A 23,547-nucleotide genomic window follows, 5' to 3' on the forward strand; every position below is an offset into this window, starting at 1 on the left:
CGCATGACCCGTGAGTACGGCCCCCGACCTACGCCCGGTGCCTCCGGATGGTCTCGATGATCGACGGGCGCAGCTCGGCCACGGAGATCACCCGGTCCACCGAGCCGACCTCCACCGCCCGGTGGATCGAGTGGACGGCGTCGAACTCGGCCGCGATCTCGCTGATCTTCTCCGCCCGCACCGTCGAACGCACGTCGTCCAGCTCCACCTGCAGCCTCGCCCGCTCCTCACCGACGGCCTCCCGGAGCTGCCCCTCCAGGTCGGCCACCCTGGGGTCGGCCGCCGTGCGCTTCGCAACGTCCCCGGCGAAGACCACCGCCGCCGCCGGGGCACCGCCCAGCACCGACGCGAACGACCCCTCCAACGCCAGCACCGTCATGTTCGCGTTCAACTGCTTGCTGAACACCACGAACGCACCCCCGTGGTACCGGGAGATCACGACGAAGACGATGGGCCCGTCGAAGTTGACGATCGCCCGACCGATCTCCGCGCCGTACTCCAGCTGCAGGTTCCGCATCGACTCCGGCGACCCGTCGAAGCCCGACAGGTTCGCCAGCACCACCAGCGGCCGGTTCCCCGACGCCGCGTTGATGGCCCTGGCCACCTTCTTGCTCGACCTCGGGAACAGCGTCCCCGCCGTGTACGACTCCGGCCCGTCCGACGGCGGGAACCCGGCCCTGGCCACGGGCTGCGACTCGATCCCGATGAGACACACCGAGTCCCCACCCATCCGGGCATCCGCCACCACCGCCGTCTCCGCGTCGGCCATCCCGGCCCAGCGCTCCGTCAGCGGACCGTCCGCATCCACGACGGCACGCATCACGCTGCGGATGTCGAACGGCTTCTTCCGGTCCGGGTTGAGCTCGACGGAGAAGATCTCCCCCACCGTCTCGAACTCCGAGCCCGGCAGCACGTGCGGCGACGACGACACGTCCCGGTCCACCGGATCCGACGACGGCGACCGCCTCACCCCGGTCTCACCGGGCGCGACATACGTCGCGTCGTAGTGCTCCATCAACACCCGGAAGGCACCCGGCAGGTCCTGCGCCCAGTACTGGGCCTGCCCGTTGGGGCCCATCACCCGGTCGTAGCCACCGATGCCGTGGTTGTCCTCCGCCGAGACCCCACCGGAGTAGTCCAGCGACTGCTTGCCCGTGAGCACCATCGCCGAGTCCGGCGTCATCACCAGGATGCCCCGGGTGTGCATGAGCATCGTCGCCTCGGCCGCCCAGTAGGGCTGCGCCCCGACGGTGATGCCCGCGATCACCATGTTGATCTCGCCCCCGGCCTGGGTGAACTCGACGATCCGCTTCAACGCCCCGCCGACCCAGTCCATGTTCTCGGTTCCCGACGTCATCGACACGCGCGCCCCGGAGCTCAGCGCGTACCACTCGACGGGCACTCCCAGCTCCTCGGCCAGGTCCAGCGCCGCGATCACCCGGCGGCACTCCGCCTCCGCCAGTGCCCCGAGCCCCTTCGTCGGGTCCCCGGCCAGCACGACCCGGGTCACCCCCTCGGGGTGCAGCGGCGTCGGGGTGGTGACCCGGGCGCAGATGATCCCGGCCGTGTTGCGTCCCGACGGCCGGTCCACCGGCACCAGACGGTCCCCGTCCAGGTCCAGCTCGACGACGCTGCCGCCGTCGCCCGCCAGTGTGGCGGCCAACTCGTACGGGTACACCAGTCCACGGCTGCGGGCCCGCAGCACCTTCGCCCGGTAGTCGTCGAGGGGCTGCAGCGGCGCGGTCGGGGGCTCCGCGATCTCCACCCCGACCGCCCCGGACAGCAGCCGGTGGAACCGCACCGCCAGCTCACGGGACTCACCGTCGACGACGAAGGTGCCGTGCACCACCACCTCCTCGATGCCGGTGGCCTCGGTCAGCGGGGTGATGCGGTGCTGCAGGTGCTGGGCCTCGCGCGGGTCCAGCTCCAGCCTCGGCCACACGTGCACCCACACGTGGTTGAGGTGGTTCGCCGACTTGCGGACCCGACGGATCGACTCCAGGCAGTGCTCGATGGCCCGTTCCACGTACGGCACCGCGACCACCCGGCCGCCGTCGTCACGGACCACGGCCTCCTGCCGCACCTGCGCCATCGCGATGAACCGGTGGTCGCTGGCGTTGCCCTTCGCCCGGGCCGACAGCAGCAGCACGTCGTCGGGGGCGGGCAGCCGCTCCAGGTCGAAGTGGCTCAGCCGCCACAGGTCGAGGCGTCTGGCGACCATCGGGTGGTGGTCGCGGATGATCTCGTCCTCGACGAGCCCCTCCCCCCGCCGGAGCGTCACGTAGGTGACCTGGCCGTCCGGGCTGCACAGCGCGACGACGACCCGTCGCACCGCATCCGGCAGCCACGCCCCGAGCCGGGAGCGCAGCTCCGGTTCGTCGCCGTCGTGGGTGAGGTACAGCTCCACGACGACGTCGGCGGCTTCGGCCCGGTCCGCGACCAGCGTCGCGATGGGCCCGTCGGCCCCCAGTTCGTCACTGCCACCGAGGGTGGAGATCAGCTGCGAGGTGCGGCCGTCGACGGTGTACTCGCCGACCAGGACGGGGCGTCCCCCGACCTCCTCGACCCGCGGTTCCAGCCCGAACGGGCCGTAGTGCTTGCGGGCCAGGACCTCCAGCATCGGCTCGGGTCCCCGCGCCCCGCGGGCCAGTCGCACCGCGAGGGTGACGTCGTTCTTCTCCGGCACCGCGACGAGCCGGGCGATGCCGTCGGCGTAGTCGGGACTGCCCGGGTCGGCGGCCAGAGACTCGACGTCGTCCAGCATCTGGCTCCAGATCTTGGCGCGTTCGGCCTGGACGACGGGCTCGTCGAACCAGCGGAACCGCACGGAACGTGCCAGGTCGGCCAGGAAGGGGTGACGCAGCTGGGTGGCCTGCTTGAGGCGTTCCAGGTGGGCCCGGGCGCGTGTGGCACGGCTGCCGGTGGGGGCGGTCTCGGTGAACCAGCGCTCCAGGATGCCCTGGATCAGCCCGAGTCCGGCGCGGTTGTCCTGCTGGGTCCAGAAGATGCGGAACACCGCCTCCTCCAGCTGCGGGCTGCGCTCCAGCGAGTCGACGCCGTGATGGGCCAGCACCCGCGACAGGCGGGTGGTGAAGGTGGCGGGCAGCCCGGCGCGTTCGACGTCGAGGGTGGTGAGGAAGGTATGGAGGTGTTCCCGGTCGGAGTGGACACGCAGCTCGGTGCGGGCCTGCTCCCCGGCGGGACGGTTGCGGCCGAGCTCGGTGATGTCGGAGAACGTCGCCAGCAGGGCGCATTCGGCACCCAGCACGTCACCACCGTCGGCGACGAAGGCCTCACGGGCACTCAGGTAGTGCTCCAGCACGTCCGGGGCGGGGTCGAAACCGAGGACGACACCGGTGAGGTCACCGAGGGCCTCCCGCCAGGCGCTCTCCGGGTCGAGGCGACGGGGTGCGGGCAGGGTGAGGGCGGTGCCGGTGGTCTCCTCGTGGATCTCCCCGACCGGTTCCAGCCTGAGCAGCGGGGCGAGACCCTCCACCTGGGTTCCGGGTTTGACCAGCACCTCACGGATGCGGGCGGCGAACGGTGCGACGAGCGCGGTCTCCATCTTCATGGACTCCAGCACCACCACGACGTCCCCCGCGGCCACCTCGTCACCGGCGGCGACGGGGGTCGCGACGACCAGCGCCGGGGCGGGGGCACGCACCACCCCACCCTCGTCCCGGGAGATGCGGTGGGTGACGCCGTCGACCTCGACGAGGTGGATGGGGCCGTGGGTGGCGACGAGCAGCCGGTGACGCTGGTCCTCCACCTGGATGCGGGAGTGCACCTGGTCGAGGTGCTCGACGGTGACGCGGACCGCACGTTCACCGTCGTGGACCCGGAAGTCCTGCCAGCCGATCCGGGAGACGGTGAACTGATGGGTCCGGCCACGCAGCTTGAGGTCGATGGTGGCCCCTGCGTCGTGGGAGACCTGGGGGCGGCCGCCACGGGCGGTCTCCAGCAGCCGCTGGACCTGTTGGCGTTCAGTCTCCTGGTAGGCCTCGATCGCGGCGGCGACCAGCGCGATCTCGCTGTACCGGTCGGCCACGAGTCCGCCGTCGGCCCGGGTGCGGTCGATCCAGGAGGTGTCGGCCCAGCGCACCCCGGGAGCGCCGACCACCTCCGGCTGGTCGAGCAGCTCCAGCACGAAGGACTTGTTGGTGGCGCCGCCCGCGATGACGACGCTGGTGTCGGTCAGTGCCCGTCGCAGCCGGGCGAGGGCCTCGTCGCGGGTGCGGCCGTGGGCGATGATCTTGGCGATCATGGAGTCGAAGTCGGCGGGGATCTCGTCACCCTCCGCCACACCGGTGTCGATGCGCACCCCGGGGCCTGATCCGAAGCTGAGCCGTTCGATGCGGCCGGGGGCGGGCGCGAAGTCGCGGTCGGGATCCTCGGCGTTGAGGCGGGCCTCGACGGCGTGGCCGGACTCGACGGGCCGGTCCCCGAGCGGCTGACCTGCGGCGATGCGCAGTTGTGCCTTGACCAGGTCGAAGTCGCAGGTGACCTCGGTGATGGGGTGCTCCACCTGGAGGCGGGTGTTGACCTCGAGGAAGGCGAAGGTCTGCTCGTCCGGCTGGTACAGGAACTCCACGGTGCCTGCTCCCTTGTATCCGACGGCGACGGCGAGGCGTTCGGCGGCGGCACGCAGCTCGTCGGTCTGGTCGCTGCTCAGCAGTGGGGAGGCGGATTCCTCGATGATCTTCTGGTTGCGGCGCTGCACGGTGCAGTCACGCACCCCGAGCGCCCAGGCGGTGGTGCCGTCGGCGATGAGCTGCACCTCGACGTGGCGGGCGCCGGTGACGAGGCGTTCCAGGAAGACGGTGCCGGAGCCGAAGGCGCGCTCCGCCTCGTCGCGGGTGCGCTGGTAGGCCTCGGTGAGGGCCTCGGGGGAGTCCACCAGGCGGATGCCGCGTCCGCCACCACCGGCGGTGGCCTTGAGCATGAGCGGATAGCCGATGCGTGTCGCGGCGGCGAGTGCGTCGTCGAGGGTGTCGACGCCACCGCCGGACCAGGCGGCGACGGGCACCCCGACCTGCTCGGCCAGCAGTTTGGAGCCGATCTTGTCGCCGAGTCGTCGCATGGCCTCGGCCGAGGGACCGATGAAGGTGATGCCGAGGGATTCGACGCGTTCGGCGAAGTCGGCGTCCTCGGCGACGAAGCCCCAGCCGACCCACACGGCGTCGGCCCGGACCTCGACGAGGACGCGGGTCAGCAGGTCGTGGTCGAGGTAGGGGCGGGCCGAGGCGGGGCCGATCGGGTGGGCCTCGTCGGCCTCGCGGGCGAACATGGCGGTGCGTTCGGCGTCGGTGTGGAGGGCGATCGTGGTGATCGGGTCCGCGCCGGACTCCGCGTTGAGGTCACGGACGGCGTGGATCAGGCGCATGGCGGCCTCACCACGGTTCACGATGGCAATGCGTCGAAACATCGGGCCTCCTATCCGGTGTCCCCCAGACTCTTGCAGGCGCAGGGGCCTGCTGGGAACCCCGTCGGCACGGATTGCGGGTTCACACCACCGGATCGCGCTCTGGATTCAATCTCGGCCCGAAATCTTGTGGGGACCCCACAAATCGACACCTTATGTCATTTTAGCGAGTTGTCGGGCATGTTCTCGCCAAAACGCATACCTGATCACCCACAATGCAATCAATCTCTTCCCGACTGTTGGTACGACACGGCTCCCGCGGTCGTGAAGTCGACCTCGAACCCACCTGGAGCGACGGGGTGTCGCACTCGATGAGCGCTGCCTGACGGGGCTGAGAAACATCACACCGTCGCCGATCAGTTCACCTTCTTGAAATGTTTCACCACGCCTGTTGCCTCCGGGACTCCCCGCTGATTTCCTGTAAACTTGTCGGGCTGGATCACACGGAGGGTAGGGCCATGCCGAAGAGGAAACGTCACGCCGAGCTGAAGCGGAGACAGGCTGCCTCCGCACAGCCGGTGAAGCCGCCCTCCCACCGTCGCGCCACCACCGAGGAGGACGCCCGCGAGCTGATCTCCCGCCTCACCTCACCGGAGCGGGACACGCCCCTGGTGATGATCTCGCACACCGACGACAACACGACGTTCACCGATCCGGAGAAGGCGGCCGAGCTGGGTGCCGAGGTGTGGGTGATCGACCGCGAGACCTCCTTCGCCATCACCGACACGTTCGGGCGTGAGCTGACCGTCTACGACGGCGCGAGCCGTATCTTCCCCGTCGGAACCGCCTGGCAGGACGACCCCTATGCGTCGCCGCGTTTCCTGGCCACCGAGGAGTGGCACCGGGAGAACCAGGAGAAACACCTGCTGCAGGACCTGAGGAAACTCCTGGAGCCACCTCCCTCCTCGACGTCGGACCCGGGCGACACGGCGGCTGCACCGCCCTACCGTCTGCTGCGCACCCCCGCAGAGGGCGCCGAGCTGGCCCGGACCCTGCTGGACGGCAGCCGGCCCCACCCCGTGGTGGTCATCACCAGTTCCCGTGGCGCGCCGGGCCCCTTCGTGGACCCGGTCCCCGTCGCCGAGGAACTCCACGGTGTGGCCCCGGTGTTCGTGATGGCGACCGGTGCCGTGACCTGGGCCTTCTCCGATCTCCTGCCACCGGCCGGGGACGTCTACGGCGGCGCCTCCCGGGTCTATCCGCCGGGCGACGGATGGGTGAGCGACGTCTACCAGGCACCGCTCCACTTCGCGCAGAGCACGGCCGACAGTGAGGCCACCGGCAACCGGCTCATCGCGGAGGCGCTGCGCTGGGCCGAGCCGTCACAGCACCAGACAGCACAGTTCCGTGGCACCGTCGAGGCCACCGGTGTGGTGCTGGGGACTGTGGCCGGGCAGGCCATCATCGGGCTGGACAAGGGTGGTCAGGCGCATTCCTGGCCGGAGCTGGTGGCCAACAACGTGTCGACGGAGCGGTTGTTCGTCAAGGGACAGCGCGTCACCGGCAGTTTCGACCACACCAACCGCTCCTTCGTCCCGAAGCGGCTGAGTGCCGCAGAGGCGTTGGCCGAGGTCAGCGTCGACGACGTGGTGCTGGTGCGGGTGGTCGGGATCGGGCCGGACAGCGGCACGGTGGAGCCGTATCCGGACTTCCCGATCCGGCTGACCCCTGAGCACGTCGTCCCCTCCGACCCCACCGTCGACCTGCGGAGCGTGGTGGCACTGAACGAGGTGCTTCCGATGCAGGTCATCGCGTGCGGCCCGGAACCGGAGCAGTGGCGGCTGGGCAGTGTGGTCTCCGACGATGTGGTCGCCTCCCGGACCATCTCCCTGCTGCCGGGTGGCCCGGCATGGTTGATGCCGACGCAGGCGGACCTGGAGGTGGAGGAGGAGCCGACGCCGCCTCCGGTGCCGCGCCCGGCCCCGCCCCGGGTGGTGGCGTCGCCGTCGCAGGAGGAGCCGGGTGAGCTGGACCAGCTGCAGGAGGAGAACCGTCGTCTGCTGGCCCAGCTGCAGGCCCAGAATGCGGAGATCACCAAGCTCCGCAACCGTGTGGAACAGCAGCAGCGGCGGGTCACGAAGTTGCAGCGGGAGAAGGGGCAGCGTCGTGACATCGACTCCGAGGCGGCCCGGATCCTCGAGAACGACGCCCGACTGTTCGCCGACCCCGCGAGACAACTGGAGTTCGAGGTGGAGATGGCGTGGCTGCGTCGCTTCCAGGAGTCGGAGCGCAACAGCAGTCGTCGTCTCATGAACTGGAGCATCGGCGAGGGTTTCCTCGAGTCCTGGGATCAGGTGGAGGGCATCGAACGCCGCAAGGTGGTGGATGTCATCGTGGAGGTGCTGACCGATCTGGCCCCGGAGCTGCCGGGCCGCGAGGTGCATCAGCTGCGCTCCGGGCAGGGTGGCGACGATCCGGTGCGGACCCGTGGCAACCAGGTTGCGTGGCGGGTCTCACTGCAGGTGAACACCCCGGGCGCCAGGCGGCTGCACTACTGGCGCGGCCCGGAGGGGATCGAGCTGGCCAGCATCCGCCACCACGACGACTTCCGTACCTGAGCCTCAGCGCCCGGTGTCGGGCAGTCCTGGTCGAGGCCGGGTACCGGGGTCAGGCCGCACGGGCGATCTCGGGTCCGGCACCCCGGTCGGCACCGGGGTCGTCGGCTGCGGTGTCGTCGGTGACGGTGTGCTGGTCGGCGACGGCAACACCGGCGGGACCCCTGTCGGTGCCGGGCTGGCTGTCGGGTCGGGGTTCACGGTGGGTGGCTCGGTCACCGTTGGCTCAGTCGCCGTCACACTCGGCGACGGCTCTGTCGGCGATGTGCTCGGAATCACCGTCGGCAGTGGCGACACGCTCTCCGACGGCGAAGCTGTGGGCTCAGCCGTCGCAGTCGGCTCCACTGATGGCGACAGGCTCGGCGAGGCCGAGGGTGTGGGTGATGCCGTGACCGACGGGGACGGACTTGGTGAGGGAGTCCCCGAAGGTGTCGTGGAGGGCGTCGCTGACGGGCTCCTCGTCGGGGTCGGAGATGAACTCCTGGTCGGAGAGGCACTCGGTGACGGTGACGGGCTTGCTGTCGCAGAAGGGGAGATCGAAGGTGACGGGCTGGGGCTCGGTGAGGGCGCGGGCGGGTCTCCCTCGATCACTCCAGGCTGATCCTCCGTCGGGTGGCCCGGAGTCGGGTCACAGGTGTCCCCGATGCCATCCTTGTCGTAGTCGGTCTGCCCGTAGTTGTACACCTCAGGGCAGTTGTCCCTGGTATACGGGGTGGAGTCACCATCGTTGGTGATCATCGCATCCGTGGTCGTCGTCGCGGTGGCACCGGTCTCGCTGGTGACACGCAGCGTGATCTTCCCGACTGTTGAGCACTGCATCGCCCATCTGAAGAATTGGAAAATACTCGCCAAGGGCTACCGAGGGCGCCTCAAAGAACTCCCCGCCATCATCCGGATCGTCACCCAACTCGAACTCCTGAGAACCCAATGAAAAGAACCCCCATGAATAACGCCCTCAGACTCCCGATCATTGGCGCATGTGCTCGGAGGCAAGTCGCGCGAAGATGAGGGTGTCGGTCCATTCGCCCTTGCTGAACCAGTCCTGGACGTGATGTGCTTCGAGCCGGAGCCCGACACGACGAGCCAGTGCTGCCGAGGCGCTGTTGCGGGCATCCATCTGCGCGGTGATGCGGTGGAGCCGGTAGTGGTCAAACCCGAGGGCGAGTACTGCTCGGACGGCTTCGCTGGCGAAACCTTGCCCACCGTGCGCAGGGTCGAGAACCCACCCGATCTCGCCTTGACGGTGCTCGTGATCGGTGAGCCACAACGCGACGTCTCCGATCGGGACGCCGTCATGCTCGATGACCAGCGCAAGCGCGCCAGTCTCGCCATCGATGTCAGTCTTCGCTAGGCGTTCGGTGAGCTTGTCGTGGGTGACTTCCGCGGTCCATGGCTCGTCCAGCAGGTAGCGGGCAACGTCGGGTCGCGAGTACAGCTCGTGAAGCCATTCGGCATCGTCGGCGTTATGCGGACGGAGCCGAAGCCGCTCCGTCGCCAACGGCCACTGGGCGGTGGGCTTGAGATCGCGCCGGTAATGGAATAGTTCCTCGCGCTGTCCTGCGGGCGTGGTCCCGACGGCTCGCTCGACCTCATGGAACCCTGCGTTCGTCAAGCACCGCTGGGAGGCCTTGTTCTCCAGGAGCGTGCGTGCTGTCAAGGTTCGCAGTCCACTGTTGCGTGCGAAGCGCGATGCCAACTCCAGGCCCCGACGAGCGTGCCCTGCTCCCCGCGCATCCGGATGAATCCAGAACCCGACCTCGGCAGCCTCGGAGCTGACGTCGAAGAGCACCAAGGAGCCCACAAACCGGTCCGTCTCGGCGTCGGCAAGTGCGAGGACTGCCAGCGTGCCGGACGACAGACCCTCAGCAACCTCGTCACGGATCATCCGTCGCACGGACTCGGGGGTGTAGTCGGACTCGGGCAGGTGGCCGAAGCGCCGCACAGCTTCATCCTTGGTGCCGGCTGCATACGCGTCTGCGTCCAGCTCAGAGAGGGGGCGTAGGCGAGTGTTCTCAAAGGTGATCGGGAGGGTGGTGGCATCCAGCATGCGCTAAACCTAACATAGAATGGATTGGTCTGCCATAGGTTTTGTGGACAGTAACGAAAATCATGTTTGATTTAGGGCGTTATTCATGGGGGTTCTTTTCATTGGGTTCTCAGGAGTTCGAGTTGGGTGACGATCCGGATGATGGCGGGGAGTTCGGTGAGGCACCCTCGGTAGCCGGTGGCGAGTATTTTCCAATTCTTCAGATGGGCGATGCAGTGCTCAACAGCAGCACGGAGACTCGCGATGGTCTTGTTGAATGTCTTCTCCCACTCGGTGCGGGGCTGGTTCGGTGTTTTCCTGACCGGTGTCGTGGCAGTGGTTGCCGTGTAGGCACTGTCAGCGATCCAGCAGGCCTTCGCTTCGGCGAGGAGGTCACTCCAGCCGCACTCATGGATCACCCTGGCGTCATGGCGTGCTCCGGGGAACGTCTCGGAGACCGCCACGAGGTCACCCCGGTCGGTTGCTGCGACCTGGATGCCTCGACACTGGACCTTCCGTTTCCCGGAGTGGTTTGCAGCTGCTTGCCCGCTGGCTGGGCGGTTCCCGGTCGGGACGAAGGTGCCATCAACCAGCAGAAGGTGCCCCTGGTCGATGGCCTCCGTGAGACCTCCACCGCTGAACACCAGTACCGTCTCCAACAGCTCGGTGATCCGCCGCCTGATCCGGCAGATCGTGGGCTGGGACACCCCGACCAGGTCAGCGATCACCATCTGGGACATGTTCTCACCGCAAGCATCAAACAGATCACCACCTGCTTGTACAACCCGATCTTGTGCCGGGTGAAGTCAAGCCCCCGCCCTTGGGCGACGTCCCAGACCCGGGCCACGATCTCCTGAATCACTGCCACTGGGAGACCTGTAGTAGAATCGTAACGCATCGACTGCTTCCTCGAGAACGGATAGTTTGCAATACCCATTCTCTCGCGAAGCAGTCGATGCCCCTACCCGGGGGTCACCTCTGCTATACCGTTAACCCCCATGAATAACGCCCTTACTCCTTTCACGATTGCTCAGTCAATGTGATGCGAAAATCATAGTCAGGGTATTCTTTTTCGCATCGGTAGGAATCCGTGGAAACACGTAGACTGACACGATACCCGTCTATAATTTTCCACGCTTTGGCGTAGCTGGGGGCCGCTTCCTCAAGGTTCTCATTCCACTCATACTGTCTGGCGCTGGACATTACTTTCTCAAAAGCCTCTCTTGTTGGAATACTGAGCTTGTAGCAGCGAGTGATGCCTGGTGGGGAAGGTTTCGGGCTGTCGTTGACCGTCTCCACCGTCCCCAGCAACTCCAGTCCATCCCAGCTCACCGAGGCCATCGGGTCGGCCTTCAGTGCCTGCATGGCCTGCTCCCAACCCGACTCCTTGACGCATCCGACCACCAGCAGGCACACCGCAACCACCACGGTCGTCACTGACCGCCAGTAGCGCATCATCGTCACCTCCGCCCTGAGTACGAAGCCATCGTAGACACAGCCATGGCGCTACGGCCAGAGAGTGAGGCGGATGTGCTGTCGGCCAGATGGCTATGCAGCTGGCTGACAAGCAATTCTTCCTCGAACTTGGAACCTCAGGGATGGTCTGCCACAGGCTTCGTGGACAGCGACGAAAATCATGTTTGATTCAGGCTGCTGCCTGATTGTTGTACCATTCACTGTGGACTTCTGGACGAATTCACCACCACCTCAGGCATTCCATCCGACATGCTGACATGGAACCGGCAGGCTCTGGCCACGCACCTACGAGACACCTACGCCATCGTCGAAACCGACAACTGGTGCCACGTCTTTGAGAAGTGACGCAAAGGACTGGACTTTCCAGGCGAACCAAGCGTCAATGGAAGATGCCGGGGAGACAGGCTCGGCAGGGAAAGGAGGACCCCAATGGCACAGCGAAAACAAAGCACAGGAACACCACGCAGACGACGCAGTGCCCTGAGCGACTTCGAGCTGCTCCTCGGTCTGGACGGCGTCGCCCCGATAGCCCAGAGCGACATCGCCGACGGCGCGGAAGCCGTGCTGTACCTGCGGGTCTCCACCGCCCGCCAGATGAACACCACCATCAACATCGACGAGGACGGCAACTCCATCGCCACCCAGCGCGAGGCGGGTATCAAGCGGTGCGTGAGGTTGAAGGCCCCCATCGCCCGCAAGTTCGTCGAGCCTGGCACCTCGGCCCAGTCCATCGCCAAACACCCGGTGTTCAAGGAGCTGCTGCGCTACGTCGAGGACAACCCCCAGATCGGGTACGTGGTGATCTACATGCGGTCCCGAGCCTTCCGCAACTTCACCGACGCCGCCATCGCCAAGCGGGTGCTGGCGACCATGGGGGTGAAGTTGGTTTCCGCGAAGGAGGAGTTCGGTGAGGGCTACATGGGTGATGCCATGGAGGCCATCACTGACATCATGAACGAGGTTCAGGTCCGGCAGAACGGCGAGGACATCTCGAACAAGATGTGGCACAAGGCGCAGAACCGCGGTACCATCAGCAGAGCCAAACTCGGCTACCTCAATGTCCGCAAGGACTTCGACGGTCGACTCACCAACACCATCGACATCGACCCCGAACGCGCCCCCATCATCCGCTGGGCCTTCGAGCAATACGCCACCGGCGAATACAGCCTGGCCGCACTGGCCGCAGAACTGGAAAAGCAGGGCCTCACCACCCGACGCACCACCAAGCAGCGCGGACACCCCCTCTCCCGCAGCCAACTCGCTGCCATCCTCCGCGACCCCTACTACATCGGGAAAGTCAGCTTCAAAGGCGAAACCTGCCCCGGACGCCACACACCCCTCATCACAGCCGACCTCTTCGAGCGCGTCCAACACGTCCTCGACACCCGCAGACGACGCACCCACCGCGACACGCGCCACCACCACTTCCTCCGAGGACTCATGCAATGCAGCCGCTGCCACGCAGCCGGTCGCGAAAGCCAACTCATCTACACCCAACCCATCAACCGGGCCGGACAGACCTACCAGTACTACGCCTGCATCAACCGCCAACATCCGGACTGCGGCCTACCGCATCTACGGGTGAGCGATGTCGAGGACGCACTCGCCCAAGAAGTCGCTGCTCTGCGACTGGCTCCCGAAGTAGTGGCACACCTACGCAAGGAGATCACCGAGAGCCTGGAAAACCGACAGATCGTGGAACGCGAGGCCAGACAACGCCTCCGCAAAGAACTGGCCACACTCGACACCAGAGAAGAACGCCTCCTCGAGCTCACAGCCGACGCCGCACTTGACACCACCCGACTCCGCAAACGCCTCCACGACCTCCGCACCCGCCGCGCCGCCACCACCGAACAACTCGACCACACCGACCACCACCTCAAGCAGGAAACCGACCACACCCTCGCCTACCTCACCCTCCTCGAAGACCCCGCCAACTTCTACAACACCGCCGTCCCAGCCGTGAAACGCAAACTCCTCACCGCCTTCTTCTCCCACATCTGGCTCGACGACGACGGCCACACCACCACACCCACCACCCAGCCCCACCACACCATCACAGCCCTCCACCACGCCGCCCAAGCCAACCCCACCAGCAGCGAGCAGACCACCCCCGAACACCAAAAAAGCGCCGGACCCCAGTCCGACGCCTCCCCGTCAACATGTTCGAACGAGGACAATATGGTCGGGGTGACAGGATTTGAACCTGCGGCCTCGTCGTCCCGAACGACGCGCGCTACCAAGCTGCGCCACACCCCGATGGCAAAAGAGCCGACGACAATGCTAGCCCACCCGGGCGGAGGAGTGAAATCAAGGCTAGTGTCGGAGGATGATCGTCACCGTCCCTGACCAGAACCTGCTCGACGCCCTCGTCGCCCACACCCCTGAGGACCAACTCGGTGTGACCCTCCGGGTGTGGGACTGGAACCGCCCCGTCCGCGATGTCCTCGGCGACGAGGCCGACGACGTGGTGTGCACCATCGTCCCCTACTTCCGGGCCGCCCCGGAGTGGCGCTCCCTCACGGACCTGCCGAGACTCCGCCTCGTCCAGGCCCAGTCCGCCGGCTACGACAACCTGCTGAAGATCCTCCCCGACGGCGTCCACCTGGCCAACGCCTACGGGGTCCACGACGCCTCCACCTCCGAACTGGCGGTCGGGCTCATGATCTCCGCCCAACGTGAACTCCCCCGCTTCGCCCGTGACCGCCGCTGGCAGGTCGCCACCACCCGCTCCCTCGCCGACTCGCGCGTCCTCATCGTCGGGGTGGGAGCCATCGGCGACGCCATCCGCCGTCGCCTGGAGCCCTTCGAGGTGCAGATCACACGGGTCGGACGCGCCGCCCGCGGCGACGAGCACGGCACCATCCACGGCATCGACGAACTGCCGGACCTCCTGCCCCACGCCGACATCCTGGTGCTCATCGTGCCCCTGACCACGGACACCCGCGGCCTCATCGGGGCCGAGGAACTGGCCCTACTGCCCGACGACGCGCTGGTGGTCAACGTCGCGCGCGGCCCCGTCGTCGACACCGACGCGATCACCGCGGAGGTCACCTCCGGACGGCTGCGCATGGCCTCCGACGTGTTCGACCCGGAGCCCTTCCCCGACGACCACCCCCTGTGGCAGGCCGACGGCGCCTTCATCACCCCCCACATCGGTGGCAACTCCGCCGCGATGCTGCCCCGGATGGTCGCCCTGCTGGCGGATCAGCTGCCACGGCTCACCGACGGTCGTCGTCTCCAGCACCTGGTGGCCTGAGGCCCCGCTCATCTGGTCGCCGACGGCGTGGGGGCCGGTCCCTCACTCACCCCCGGGAGGTCCTCCGTCGGGTACCCGGGGGTGTCGTCGCAGGCATCCCCGATCCCATCGTTGTCGTAGTCGGTCTGCCCATGGTTGTTGACCTCGGGGCAGTTGTCCCGCTCATAGGGCGTCGAGTCACCGTCGTTGGTGATCATCGCCTCCGTCGTCCCGATGGCTGTGGCCCCCGTGGGTGAGGTGACGCGCAGTGTGATCTCACCCACGAACTCCTTGTCCCAGGTGTAGGTCAGCATCGGCTCGGTGCTGGTCTCGTCGAACTGTTGATCGCCGTCAAGGTCCCACTCGTACTTCACGAGCTTTCCAGCGGAGCTGTAGGACCCCCGGGCGTCAAGTTCGAGGGGCTCCCCGATCTTGTGGGCGTAGGACCCCTGAATCCAGGCCTGAATCTCCTCCGGCTGATCTCCGGTGGACACATCGGGTGTCGACGCCTCCGTGGTCGCCGTGACGGAAGGAGAGGTCGTGGCCGAGTCGGCCGGGACCGCGATCTCCGTCACACCACAACCCGTCATCAGCGAGCAGACCACCAGCACTTTGAACAACGTCATGCACCTCATCGTCGCCTCCACGACAGTTCGCGATCCACACGAGGATAACCCGCTCACCACCTCTGCGGGGGCGAACCCTACAATGGAGGGATGGACCCCCTCACGACGGCGTTTCCCCCGTTCGGCCTGCGCATCCGACACGACGACATGACGCTGCGCCTCATGCGGGACGAGGACTTCCCCGAGTACCTCGACCTGCTGAGCGGGCCGATCTTCCCCGACGACTCCGTGGAGTGGATCTTCCCGTGGTACGAGGCGCCGGTGCGCGAGCGTCGACGCAACGCCGCCCAGGCACACTGGCGATTCCGGGCGGAGTTCTCCCCCGACTCGTGGGTGCTGGGTTTCGGCGTGTGGGTCGCAGGTGAGCTGGTGGGCTGCCAGGACGTGCTGGCCACCCAGTTCGCCAGGCGTCGGGTGGTGGACTCCGGATCATGGTTGGCACTGGCCCATCACGGCAAGGGGTGGGGTGTTCGGATGCGCAAACTCATGCTCCACTTCGCCTTCGACCATCTGGGTGCCCGGCGGGCAGAGTCGGCCGCGGTGATCGGGAACGAGGCGTCCATGGGCGTCTCCCACAGCGCCGGCTACCGGCCGAACGGCATCCGCACCGAGGTGCACGGCTCCCGCACCGTCGAGCTCCAGTACGTCTCCGTCACTCCCGACCAGTTCAACCGGCTCGACGGCGAGGTCGTCGTCGAGGGCTTCAGCGACGAGCTCAGGTCGATGATGGGCGCCCTCTGACGACGATCGCCCGTCCCCACCCGAGCACGAACCGCCGGGGTCTCAGGCAAGCCCACGGGGCGGGGTGGGCCCCGCCGCGGCACATGCGACGGCGGGACTCACCGTGACACGACCTCAACCCTTGATGCAGAGCAGGGTCTGCAGCCTGGCCTCGACCTCCACCAGGTCGGACTGGGCCGAGATGACATCGTCGATGTCCTTGTACGCCCCGGGAATCTCATCGACGACCCCCGCGTCCTTCCGGCACTCGATGCCCGCGGTCTGCGCCGCGAGATCGTCAGCGGTGAACCGACGCTTCGCCTCATTCCTGGACATCCGCCGACCCGCCCCGTGGGAGGCGGACTGGAACGACGCCTCGTTGCCCAGCCCCCGCACGATGTACGAGCCGGTGCCCATCGACCCCGGGATCACACCCATGTCACCCTTCCCGGCGCGGATCGCGCCCTTCCGGGTGACGATGAGCTCCAGGTCGTCGTAGGTCTCCACCGCCACGTAGTTGTGGTGGCAGCGGATCGGCTCGTCGAACCGGATCCTCGGGATGCGATGCCTCAGCTCGTCGCAGATGCTGGCCAGCATGACGTCGCGGTTGAGCAGCGCGTACGACTGCGCCCACCACAGGTCGTGCAGATAGGCCTCCATCTGCGGGGTGTGGCTGAGGAACACGGCCAGGTCACGATCGACCAGCCCCTTGTTGTGGGTCAGCGACTGCGCCACCTCCATGTGCTCCAGGGCGAGCTTGTTGCCGATCCCACGCGACCCGGAGTGCAGCGTCACCCACACCCGCCCGTCGTCACCGGAACACAGCTCGATGAAGTGGTTGCCGCCACCCAGCGTCCCGACCTGGGCGATGGCCTTGCCCTCCAACGAGCCGAACCGGCGGGAGATGTCGTGGACCCTGAGGTCGTCGAAGGCCTTCGACATCTCCGTGAACCTGCGCCCCAGGTCGTGGTGCCGGTCGATGCTCCGGGAATGGGTGCGGTGCTGCCCGTTGCCGACGGGGACACCGCGCTCGAGCCCGTGCCGAAGCCCCGCGAGGTCATCGGGCAGCTCCTCGGGGGTGAGACTGGTGCGCACGGCGGTCATGCCGCAGCCGATGTCGACGCCGACGGCGGCCGGGGCCACCGCCTGGTGCATCGCGATGACGGAGCCGACGGTCGCGCCCTTGCCGTAGTGGACGTCGGGCATGACCCGCAGCCCGTGGGTCCAGGGAAGGTGGGCGACGTTGCGCAGCTGCCGGATCGCGGCCTCCTCGATGCCGGCCTCGTCGGCCCACATGAGGGTGTTGTCGGTGCCGGTCAGGGGCACCGGGAAGGTGGACATGGTTCTACTCCTGTTCGTGGATCTTCATGACAGGGGTACGCCGACACCTCTCGCCCGACGGCGGATCAGTGGGTGGCAACGAGAGGGCGGGACCCGGGATTCAGCGATTCTTCGCGGAATCGAGGCGGCGGATGGCAGCGCTGAGGAACGACTGCTGCACCCGGGTGGGGCTCTGCATCCGTTCCATCATCCGACCTCTCGTGGCAGGTGCCGTCCTGGCACCGTCGAACAGGATGACAGATGACGGCCGGGGTCCGCAAGGAGAGACGGTGTTCTCAGCCATTCCTGGCCACCGGAGGCCGGTCTGGGCGCGAGGAATGGCAGAGAACACCGATTCACTCGTAGATCCGGCCGAGCTCCAGCAGCTGGGCCAGGAGCCGCCACCCCCAGACGACGGTGAGGCCGTGGTCCTCCAGCGCTGCGGCCCCGCACTCCAGCAGGGTGTGGGAGGTCGCGTTGTACCAGGTGTTGCCGGTCGGTGAGGCCACTCCCCAGCCCACCTCCCCCAGCCGCCCGGCCTCGGCCAGCCGGTGGAGCTCGGCGGCCTGGAAGGCGATCACGGCCAGGGCCTCGGCGTGCCCCGTCGGGTCCGGTTCCCCGGGCGGCGGGGCCGCTCCGGGCGGCCACTCCAGCTCCGGCGGCTGGGTGATGTGACGCCAGGCCTCGTCCATCGGCGGCGCATCCGCGACCAGGGCCGCCTCCAGCAGGGCCAACAGCATCGCCCTGGTCGGGACGCCCGGGCCTACCGCCTCGACCAACGGGTGAAGTGCCCGAAGCCAGTCGGCACCGTCGCGGTCCGGGTGGGCGGCGGTGAGCGCTGCGATGCCCTCGGCGACCTCCGCCCCGGTGCTGCGCACCCCGTCGCCGGGCCGCCCATGGGTGCCGAGCAGGGTGACGAGGTCGTCGCGGGTCATCTCACCCAGCCCCATCGCACGACGACCCCCGAAGCTGCGCTCCCAGAACACCGGGTTGGCGGCGACGGCCTCCAGCACATCCAGCTGGGCGGGGCTGGGCCGGTCCGGGAGGATGCGCCAGGGGTCGTGCTCGGGGTGGGTGGGGAGGCTGATGACGATCAGCCACTGCCACGGCCCCAACGCCAGGGAGACGTGATCCATCCGTTGCAGCCACGCGACGACGGCCGGGACCACCCGCTCCAGGGGCGGCTTCATCCGACCCAGCTCGTACACGGCCTCCTCGGCCACGGCACAGGAGGCGACGACGGCCTTGACGAGGACGTCGAGGGTGGCTGGATCCGGGCGGCTGAGCGCCGCGAACCCCCTGACCTCGAGGTCAGGGTGGTCGAGGAGCGGGGTGAGGTCCTCGTCGAGCTCGTGCAGTCGCCACAGCACGTCGATGAGTCCCGGACCCGGGTCGGCCAGCTGGGCGTCGAGGTCGCGCCGCAGCCCGGCGGTCACCTCCACCCGGGCCTGTTCGGCGCCGGGCAGGGTGAGCCACGGCACCAGGACCTCGGTGGCGTCGCGGCTGACCTGATCCTTGCCCCGGGTCAGGGGCAGCAGGAGGGCGACGACGTCGGGCACCAGGTCGATCAGGCCCACCACCTGGTTGCGCCACAGCCTGCGCCACAGTTCCTCGTCGCAGCGGCGTCGGGCCTCCAGGGTGGGGAAACGCTCGGTGCGGATCACCAGCACCTCGTCCACGATCCGGTTCCATGCCGCGACGGCGTCGTGGTCGATGGGTTCGCCGGGGCGCACCGGCTCGGTGGGGTCGTCGAGCTCGTCGTGGATGCGACGTCCCAGGTGGCAGAGGTGCCAGATGAGCTCGTCCTCGAATCCCGCCTGGATCAGGCGTTCGGTGGGCCAGGTGTGCATCGCGTCGACGAGGACCCGGAACGCGGCCGGGGTGCCGAGGTAGAGATTGCCCTGGTGGAAGAAGGAGGCGTCGAGCAGGTGCTCGGCAGCGATGAGGGCGTCGCGGTCACCGTCGAGGAGTCCTGCGAGGATGGCCACCTCGCGGGAGGTCACGAACCCGTAGGCGTGGTCGAGGTGGGCCCAGTCGGTGGTCTCCAGGAACTGGCGTGGGTCCATGGCCGGAATCCTACGGGCTGGCCCGATGCAGATTTTGGAGACGACATGTCTCCAAGTTAGGATGGGTCGGTCGAGTGCGCGGTGAAGGTCTGCGCCCGAGGAGAGGAAGCCCCGTGGAAATCCTGCGCGGAATCGTCGTCATCTGCCATCTCGTGGGCTTCGCCCTGCTGCTCGGCGCCTTCGCGGTCGAGGCGTCCAACCGTCGCCTGCGCATCACACCCGTGATGCAGTGGGGCATGGCCCTGGCCCTCGCCACCGGCGTCATCCTGGCCGCCCCGTGGGGTCTCGACGGCCCCCTCAACCACGCCAAGATCGGCATCAAGCTCGTCGTGCTCATCGTCATCGGTGCCGCCCTCGGGATCGCAGCCGCCAGGCAGAAGCGCAACCAGGAGGTCCCCGCCGCCCTGTTCTGGGCCATCGGTGGCCTCACCCTCCTCAACGCCGCCATCGCGGTGCTGGTCTGACTCACGACCGGAGCACGACCAGGCCGTCGATGAAACCCACCCCCAGGTGAGAGTCGGGGAGGGTGGACAGGGCCTCCGGCAGCCCCTCGACATCGATGCTGCCCGCAGCCTCACCCTCCCGGGTCCACAGCCTGACCACGGGCTCGCTCCCCGCCGTCGCGATGAGATCGCCGACGCTGGCCACCAGGGCGACGTCGCCGTCGGGTTCGGGCCGGAACTCGGCCACGAGACGCCACGGCTGGACCTCCCACAGGCGCAGCCAGCCGTCATCCCCGACGCTCACGAGCTGCTCGCCCAGCCGGGCCAGATCGAGAACCCCACCCTCGTGGGCGTCGAAGGGCTCCCCGACCGCGCAGCCCTGGTCGAGGGACCACAGCCGGATGCCACCCCACCGTGCGGCGGTCGCGACGAGGTCGCCGGGAAACGCCACGACGCCGTCGTCCCACTGCCCGACCTCGAACCGGGCGACCTCCTCCAACCGGGCGCTCCACACCACGGCCTCGCCGTCACCGACGGTGATGTTCCCGTCGTCGGGCAGGGGTGAGCAGTCCTCGATCAGGCTCCCGGTCGGCTCGGAGGACTCATCCGACGGCGACCCGTCGGTGCCCAACACGACGAGCCGATCCTCCACCGGGACGACATACCGTCCCGCCGCGACGACGAGTCCGGCATGCCCGAACGTCGCGCCGATCGCCCGGTCGAGAGGTCGACTCGGGTCCCAGACCCGCACCACCCCACCGCTGTCGATGGAGGCGAGCCGGGCGCGGGAGTTGGCACCGGTGAAGGCCGTGAGCCCGCGGACCTCCCGATCAGTCCAGGAACGACGACGGCCCCGCAGCACCTGCGGTGCCTGCTCGTTGAGTGTTGGATCCCAGATGCGGATGTCGGCGGCGTCGCTGCCGGTGGCCAGCCGCAACGCCCCGTCGTCGGTGACGAAGAAGACCGCCGAGCACAGCCCGTCGGGGACGTCGAGGAGGCCAGGTCCCGTGTCCTCCAGCTCCCGGGAGACCCCGGATGCGAGGTCGTGGACGGCGACGGTGCCGTTGCGGCTCACCGACGCCAACCGGACCCGCCCGTCGGCGTCGGTGTGGACGGCGGTGGCGGTGACGAGGTCCTCGTGGTCGAAGTCGGGGGCCGGGAGTTCCTCGCCGGTGAGCGGGTCCCACAGCCGAAGGGTCGAGAAGTCGCGGGTGAGGATCCGGGGGCGGTCCCCGTCGAGGAACGCCGAGGGCTCCGCCAGCCAGTGGCCCGGAGTCTCGATGACCCGGAGCTGCTCCCCGGTCCCGGGGTCCCAGATCCGCATCGTGTGGTCGTCGCTGACGGAGGCCAGCCGCGGCCCGTCGGGGCTGGGGAAGGCGACGACGCCCGAGATGCAGTAGCCGTGCCCCATGAGCGGTTCGCCGATCCGCTGCCCCGTGCGGGGGTTCCAGATCCACACCGCGTTGTCCGGGGCGTCACCGACGGCGGCGATCCGCGGCTCGCCGTCGCTGGTGGTCCACGCGGTGATGGCTCCCATGGTCTCGCCGTACCCGGTGATCGGCTGGCTGACGGCACCGCTTGCCGGGTCCCAGAGGCGGATCACCTCGTCGTCGCCGCAGGTCGCCAGCAGCAGTCGGCCGTCGGGGACGGTGACGTGCGTGATGGCCTGACCCGAGTCGTCGTGGGACCCGACGACGGTGTGGGGCGAGACGGGCAGACGGTATCCGATGACCTCCTCAGACATGCGGGAAGTCTACGGTCCGCATCCACCCTGCTTCCCCATTGCTCCCCAGCAGGGTTCGCCTGCCTTGGACACGGTTTGCCTGCCTTGGACGCTGTTCGCCTGTCCTCGGTGCGGTTCGCCTGTCTTGGGCACGGTTCGCCTGTCTTGGGCACGGTTCGCCTGCCTAAAATCGAATTGCCTGTCCAATAAGACAGGCAATTCGAAACAAGACAGGCACTTCCCCCTCAAGGCAGGCAAACCCGTCACAAGGCAGGTGAAACCATCCAAAGCAGGCGAAACCAGGTCCTCAGACAGAGGCGCGGAGGTGAGCACGAACCGCCGGGCCGCCTTGACTGAATCGTTTCAATCAAGCTCTCAGGGAAGCAGAACGGCGATTCGTGCCTGTTGGGGCCAGGATCGACGACGCCGATCGGGAGGGTGGGACCACATCCGGGAACAACGACGCCGGCCGAGAGGGTGAGACCACATCCGGCAACGACGACGCCGGCCGAGAGGGTGAGACCACATCCGGCAACGACGACGGCAGAACCAGAACCGAGGAACACCCGCCAGAATGCATGGGTAGACTCAGGCCAGCATCACGTAGGGAAGGAAACAGTCGTGAAGATCGCTGTCATCGCGATGGGCAAGATCGGCCTGCCGCTGGCCGTCCAGTTCGCCGACATGGGCCACGAGGTCATCGGCGTGGACGTGCAGCAGAGCGTCGTCGACAAGGTCAACGCCGGCCAGGAGCCCTTCCCCGGCGAGGCCCACCTGCAGGAGAAGCTCTCCCAGCTGGTGCCCGCCGGCCGACTTCGCGCCACCACCGACTACTCGCAGGCCATTCCCGGCGTCGACGCGATCGTCATCGTCGTGCCACTGTTCGTCAACGACGAGACCTGGCAGCCCGACTTCGGCTGGATGGAGGCCGCCACCCGTTCCTTCTCCGAGCACCTCACCCCCGGCACCCTGGTCTCCTACGAGACGACGCTGCCCGTCGGCACCACCCGCAACCGCTGGAAGCCGATGATCGAGGAGATCTCGGGACTGACCGAGGGCAAGGACTTCCACCTCGTGTTCTCCCCCGAGCGGGTCCTGACCGGCCGCGTCTTCGAGGACCTGAGGAAGTACCCGAAGCTCGTCGGCGGCCTCAGCCCCGAGGGCACGCGCAAGGGCATCGAGTTCTACGAGCAGGTGCTGACCTTCGACGAGCGCCCCGACCTGCCGCAGGGCAACGGCGTGTGGGACATGGGCACCGCCGAGGCCGCCGAGATGGCCAAGCTCGCCGAGACCACCTACCGCGACGTCAACATCGGGCTCGCCAACCAGTTCGGCAAGTTCGCCGCCGCCCACGGCATCGACGTCCACAAGGTCATCGACGCCTCCAACTCGCAGCCCTACAGCCACATCCACCGGCCCGGCATCGCGGTGGGTGGCCACTGCATCCCCGTCTACCCGCGCCTGTACCTCTACACCGACCCGGACGCCACCATCGTGCGCACCGCCCGCGAGGCCAACATGACGATGCCGGAGTACGCCATCGCGCTGGCCGAGGGGGCCGTCGGTGACCTCACGGACAAGCGCGTCGTCGTGCTCGGCGCCTCCTACCGGGGCCGGGTCAAGGAGACCGCCTTCTCCGGGGTCTTCCCCACCGTCGAGGCATTGCAGGCCCGCGGTGCCAAGGTCACCGTCCACGACCCGATGTTCACCGACGACGAGCTCAGCTCCCACGGTTTCACCGCCCACCACCTGGGCGATGGCGTGGACGTGGCGATCCTGCAGGCCGACCACCCCGAGTACCAGCAGCTCACCCCCGCCGACCTGCCCGGCGTGCAGGTGATCGTCGACGGCCGGGGCTGCCTCGACCAGGAGGCCTTCAAGAGTGTGAAGTTCTTCCGCATCGGGCAGGGCTGAACCACCGGCTGAGGCTCC

General features: G+C 67.9%; 16 protein-coding genes, 1 tRNA gene and 1 pseudogene. 8 read left to right on the plus strand and 10 right to left on the minus strand.

The window, feature by feature from the left end; all coding sequences use genetic code 11:
- Positions 1-28 precede the first annotated feature (28 nt).
- Positions 29-5,425, minus strand: coding sequence for an ATP-binding protein (locus EII34_RS10295; protein ID WP_124845073.1), 5,397 nt, complete (start codon positions 5,423-5,425; stop codon positions 29-31).
- Positions 5,426-5,880: 455 nt separating this feature from the next.
- Here EII34_RS10295 and EII34_RS10300 point away from each other — a divergent pair, with 455 nt between their 5' ends.
- The 3 genes from EII34_RS10300 (at position 5,881) to EII34_RS16580 (ending at position 8,908) form a co-directional block, all read left to right on the plus strand.
- Positions 5,881-7,980: a hypothetical protein gene (locus tag EII34_RS10300; RefSeq protein WP_124845074.1), complete on the plus strand. Its 2,100-nt coding sequence runs from the start codon at positions 5,881-5,883 to the stop codon at positions 7,978-7,980.
- Positions 7,981-8,107: 127 nt separating this feature from the next.
- Complete coding sequence (locus tag EII34_RS10305) at positions 8,108-8,578, plus strand: hypothetical protein (RefSeq protein ID WP_124845075.1); 471 nt, start codon at positions 8,108-8,110, stop codon at positions 8,576-8,578.
- A 129-nt stretch (positions 8,579-8,707) separates the two neighbouring features.
- Positions 8,708-8,908 (plus strand): hypothetical protein, encoded by a 201-nt coding sequence (locus EII34_RS16580; RefSeq protein ID WP_260425121.1) that lies wholly within the window; start codon positions 8,708-8,710, stop codon positions 8,906-8,908.
- 36 nt (positions 8,909-8,944) lie between these two features.
- On the opposite strand, the gene EII34_RS10315 is transcribed toward EII34_RS16580, so the two are convergent.
- The 3 genes from EII34_RS10315 to EII34_RS10325 form a co-directional block, all read right to left on the minus strand.
- Positions 8,945-10,024 carry a GNAT family N-acetyltransferase gene (locus tag EII34_RS10315; RefSeq protein ID WP_124845076.1) on the minus strand — a complete coding sequence of 360 codons (1,080 nt, stop codon included), beginning with the start codon at positions 10,022-10,024 and terminating at the stop codon, positions 8,945-8,947.
- A 98-nt stretch (positions 10,025-10,122) separates the two neighbouring features.
- Positions 10,123-10,743 carry a transposase family protein gene (locus EII34_RS10320; RefSeq protein ID WP_260425122.1) on the minus strand — a complete coding sequence of 207 codons (621 nt, stop codon included), beginning with the start codon at positions 10,741-10,743 and terminating at the stop codon, positions 10,123-10,125.
- Between the two features lie 280 nt (positions 10,744-11,023).
- Positions 11,024-11,461: a hypothetical protein gene (locus EII34_RS10325; RefSeq protein WP_124845077.1), complete on the minus strand. Its 438-nt coding sequence runs from the start codon at positions 11,459-11,461 to the stop codon at positions 11,024-11,026.
- A gap of 612 nt (positions 11,462-12,073) precedes the next feature.
- Here EII34_RS10325 and EII34_RS16825 point away from each other — a divergent pair.
- Positions 12,074-12,808 (plus strand): annotated as a pseudogene (locus tag EII34_RS16825) (recombinase family protein); the annotation flags it as partial.
- Between the two features lie 324 nt (positions 12,809-13,132).
- On the opposite strand, the gene EII34_RS10340 reads toward EII34_RS16825, so the two are convergent.
- Entirely contained in the window at positions 13,133-13,561 is a 429-nt protein-coding gene (locus EII34_RS10340; protein ID WP_124845078.1) for a hypothetical protein, read from the minus strand.
- A 100-nt stretch (positions 13,562-13,661) separates the two neighbouring features.
- Positions 13,662-13,738 (minus strand) — tRNA-Pro (locus EII34_RS10345).
- A 70-nt stretch (positions 13,739-13,808) separates the two neighbouring features.
- Between EII34_RS10345 and EII34_RS10350 the strand changes: the two genes are divergently transcribed.
- Positions 13,809-14,738: a 2-hydroxyacid dehydrogenase gene (locus EII34_RS10350; protein ID WP_124845079.1), complete on the plus strand. Its 930-nt coding sequence runs from the start codon at positions 13,809-13,811 to the stop codon at positions 14,736-14,738.
- A gap of 8 nt (positions 14,739-14,746) precedes the next feature.
- Here EII34_RS10350 and EII34_RS10355 read toward each other — a convergent pair whose 3' ends face one another.
- Positions 14,747-15,343, minus strand: coding sequence for a hypothetical protein (locus EII34_RS10355; protein WP_124845080.1), 597 nt, complete (start codon positions 15,341-15,343; stop codon positions 14,747-14,749).
- A gap of 90 nt (positions 15,344-15,433) precedes the next feature.
- On the opposite strand from EII34_RS10355, the gene EII34_RS10360 reads away from it, so the two are divergent.
- Positions 15,434-16,084, plus strand: coding sequence for a GNAT family N-acetyltransferase (locus tag EII34_RS10360; protein ID WP_124845081.1), 651 nt, complete (start codon positions 15,434-15,436; stop codon positions 16,082-16,084).
- 114 nt (positions 16,085-16,198) lie between these two features.
- Here the strand turns inward: EII34_RS10360 and EII34_RS10365 are convergent, their stop codons facing one another.
- Together EII34_RS10365 and EII34_RS10370 are read right to left on the minus strand one after the other, a co-directional pair.
- On the minus strand, positions 16,199-17,404 hold the full coding sequence (locus EII34_RS10365) for an RtcB family protein (protein WP_124845082.1): 1,206 nt from the start codon (positions 17,402-17,404) through the stop codon (positions 16,199-16,201).
- 335 nt (positions 17,405-17,739) lie between these two features.
- Positions 17,740-19,449 carry a hypothetical protein gene (locus EII34_RS10370; RefSeq protein ID WP_124845083.1) on the minus strand — a complete coding sequence of 570 codons (1,710 nt, stop codon included), beginning with the start codon at positions 19,447-19,449 and terminating at the stop codon, positions 17,740-17,742.
- A 113-nt stretch (positions 19,450-19,562) separates the two neighbouring features.
- Here EII34_RS10370 and EII34_RS10375 point away from each other — a divergent pair, with 113 nt between their 5' ends.
- Complete coding sequence (locus tag EII34_RS10375) at positions 19,563-19,913, plus strand: Fe-S protein (RefSeq protein ID WP_124845084.1); 351 nt, start codon at positions 19,563-19,565, stop codon at positions 19,911-19,913.
- A gap of 1 nt (position 19,914) precedes the next feature.
- On the opposite strand, the gene EII34_RS10380 is transcribed toward EII34_RS10375, so the two are convergent.
- Positions 19,915-21,636: a WD40 repeat domain-containing protein gene (locus EII34_RS10380; RefSeq protein ID WP_124845085.1), complete on the minus strand. Its 1,722-nt coding sequence runs from the start codon at positions 21,634-21,636 to the stop codon at positions 19,915-19,917.
- Between the two features lie 600 nt (positions 21,637-22,236).
- Between EII34_RS10380 and EII34_RS10385 the strand changes: the two genes are divergently transcribed.
- The gene (locus EII34_RS10385) at positions 22,237-23,529 is read left to right on the plus strand and encodes a nucleotide sugar dehydrogenase (protein ID WP_124845086.1); all 1,293 of its coding nucleotides are present in this window, start codon (positions 22,237-22,239) and stop codon (positions 23,527-23,529) included.
- Positions 23,530-23,547: the final 18 nt, after the last annotated feature.

This window comes from Arachnia propionica, assembly GCF_003859805.1.
GTDB lineage: Bacteria > Actinomycetota > Actinomycetes > Propionibacteriales > Propionibacteriaceae > Arachnia > Arachnia propionica_C.

What these genes read in the sequence shown, in the direction of transcription:
- EII34_RS10295 (WP_124845073.1), bottom strand. Translation starts at nt 5,425, where the DNA reads ATGTTTCGACGCATTGCCATCGTGAACCGTGGTGAGGCCGCCATGCGC.
- EII34_RS10300 (WP_124845074.1), top strand. Translation starts at nt 5,881, where the DNA reads ATGCCGAAGAGGAAACGTCACGCCGAGCTGAAGCGGAGACAGGCTGCC.
- EII34_RS10315 (WP_124845076.1), bottom strand. Translation starts at nt 10,024, where the DNA reads ATGCTGGATGCCACCACCCTCCCGATCACCTTTGAGAACACTCGCCTA.
- EII34_RS10320 (WP_260425122.1), bottom strand. Translation starts at nt 10,743, where the DNA reads ATGTCCCAGATGGTGATCGCTGACCTGGTCGGGGTGTCCCAGCCCACG.
- EII34_RS10325 (WP_124845077.1), bottom strand. Translation starts at nt 11,461, where the DNA reads ATGATGCGCTACTGGCGGTCAGTGACGACCGTGGTGGTTGCGGTGTGC.
- EII34_RS10350 (WP_124845079.1), top strand. Translation starts at nt 13,809, where the DNA reads ATGATCGTCACCGTCCCTGACCAGAACCTGCTCGACGCCCTCGTCGCC.
- EII34_RS10355 (WP_124845080.1), bottom strand. Translation starts at nt 15,343, where the DNA reads ATGACGTTGTTCAAAGTGCTGGTGGTCTGCTCGCTGATGACGGGTTGT.
- EII34_RS10360 (WP_124845081.1), top strand. Translation starts at nt 15,434, where the DNA reads ATGGACCCCCTCACGACGGCGTTTCCCCCGTTCGGCCTGCGCATCCGA.
- EII34_RS10365 (WP_124845082.1), bottom strand. Translation starts at nt 17,404, where the DNA reads ATGTCCACCTTCCCGGTGCCCCTGACCGGCACCGACAACACCCTCATG.
- EII34_RS10370 (WP_124845083.1), bottom strand. Translation starts at nt 19,449, where the DNA reads ATGGACCCACGCCAGTTCCTGGAGACCACCGACTGGGCCCACCTCGAC.
- EII34_RS10380 (WP_124845085.1), bottom strand. Translation starts at nt 21,636, where the DNA reads ATGTCTGAGGAGGTCATCGGATACCGTCTGCCCGTCTCGCCCCACACC.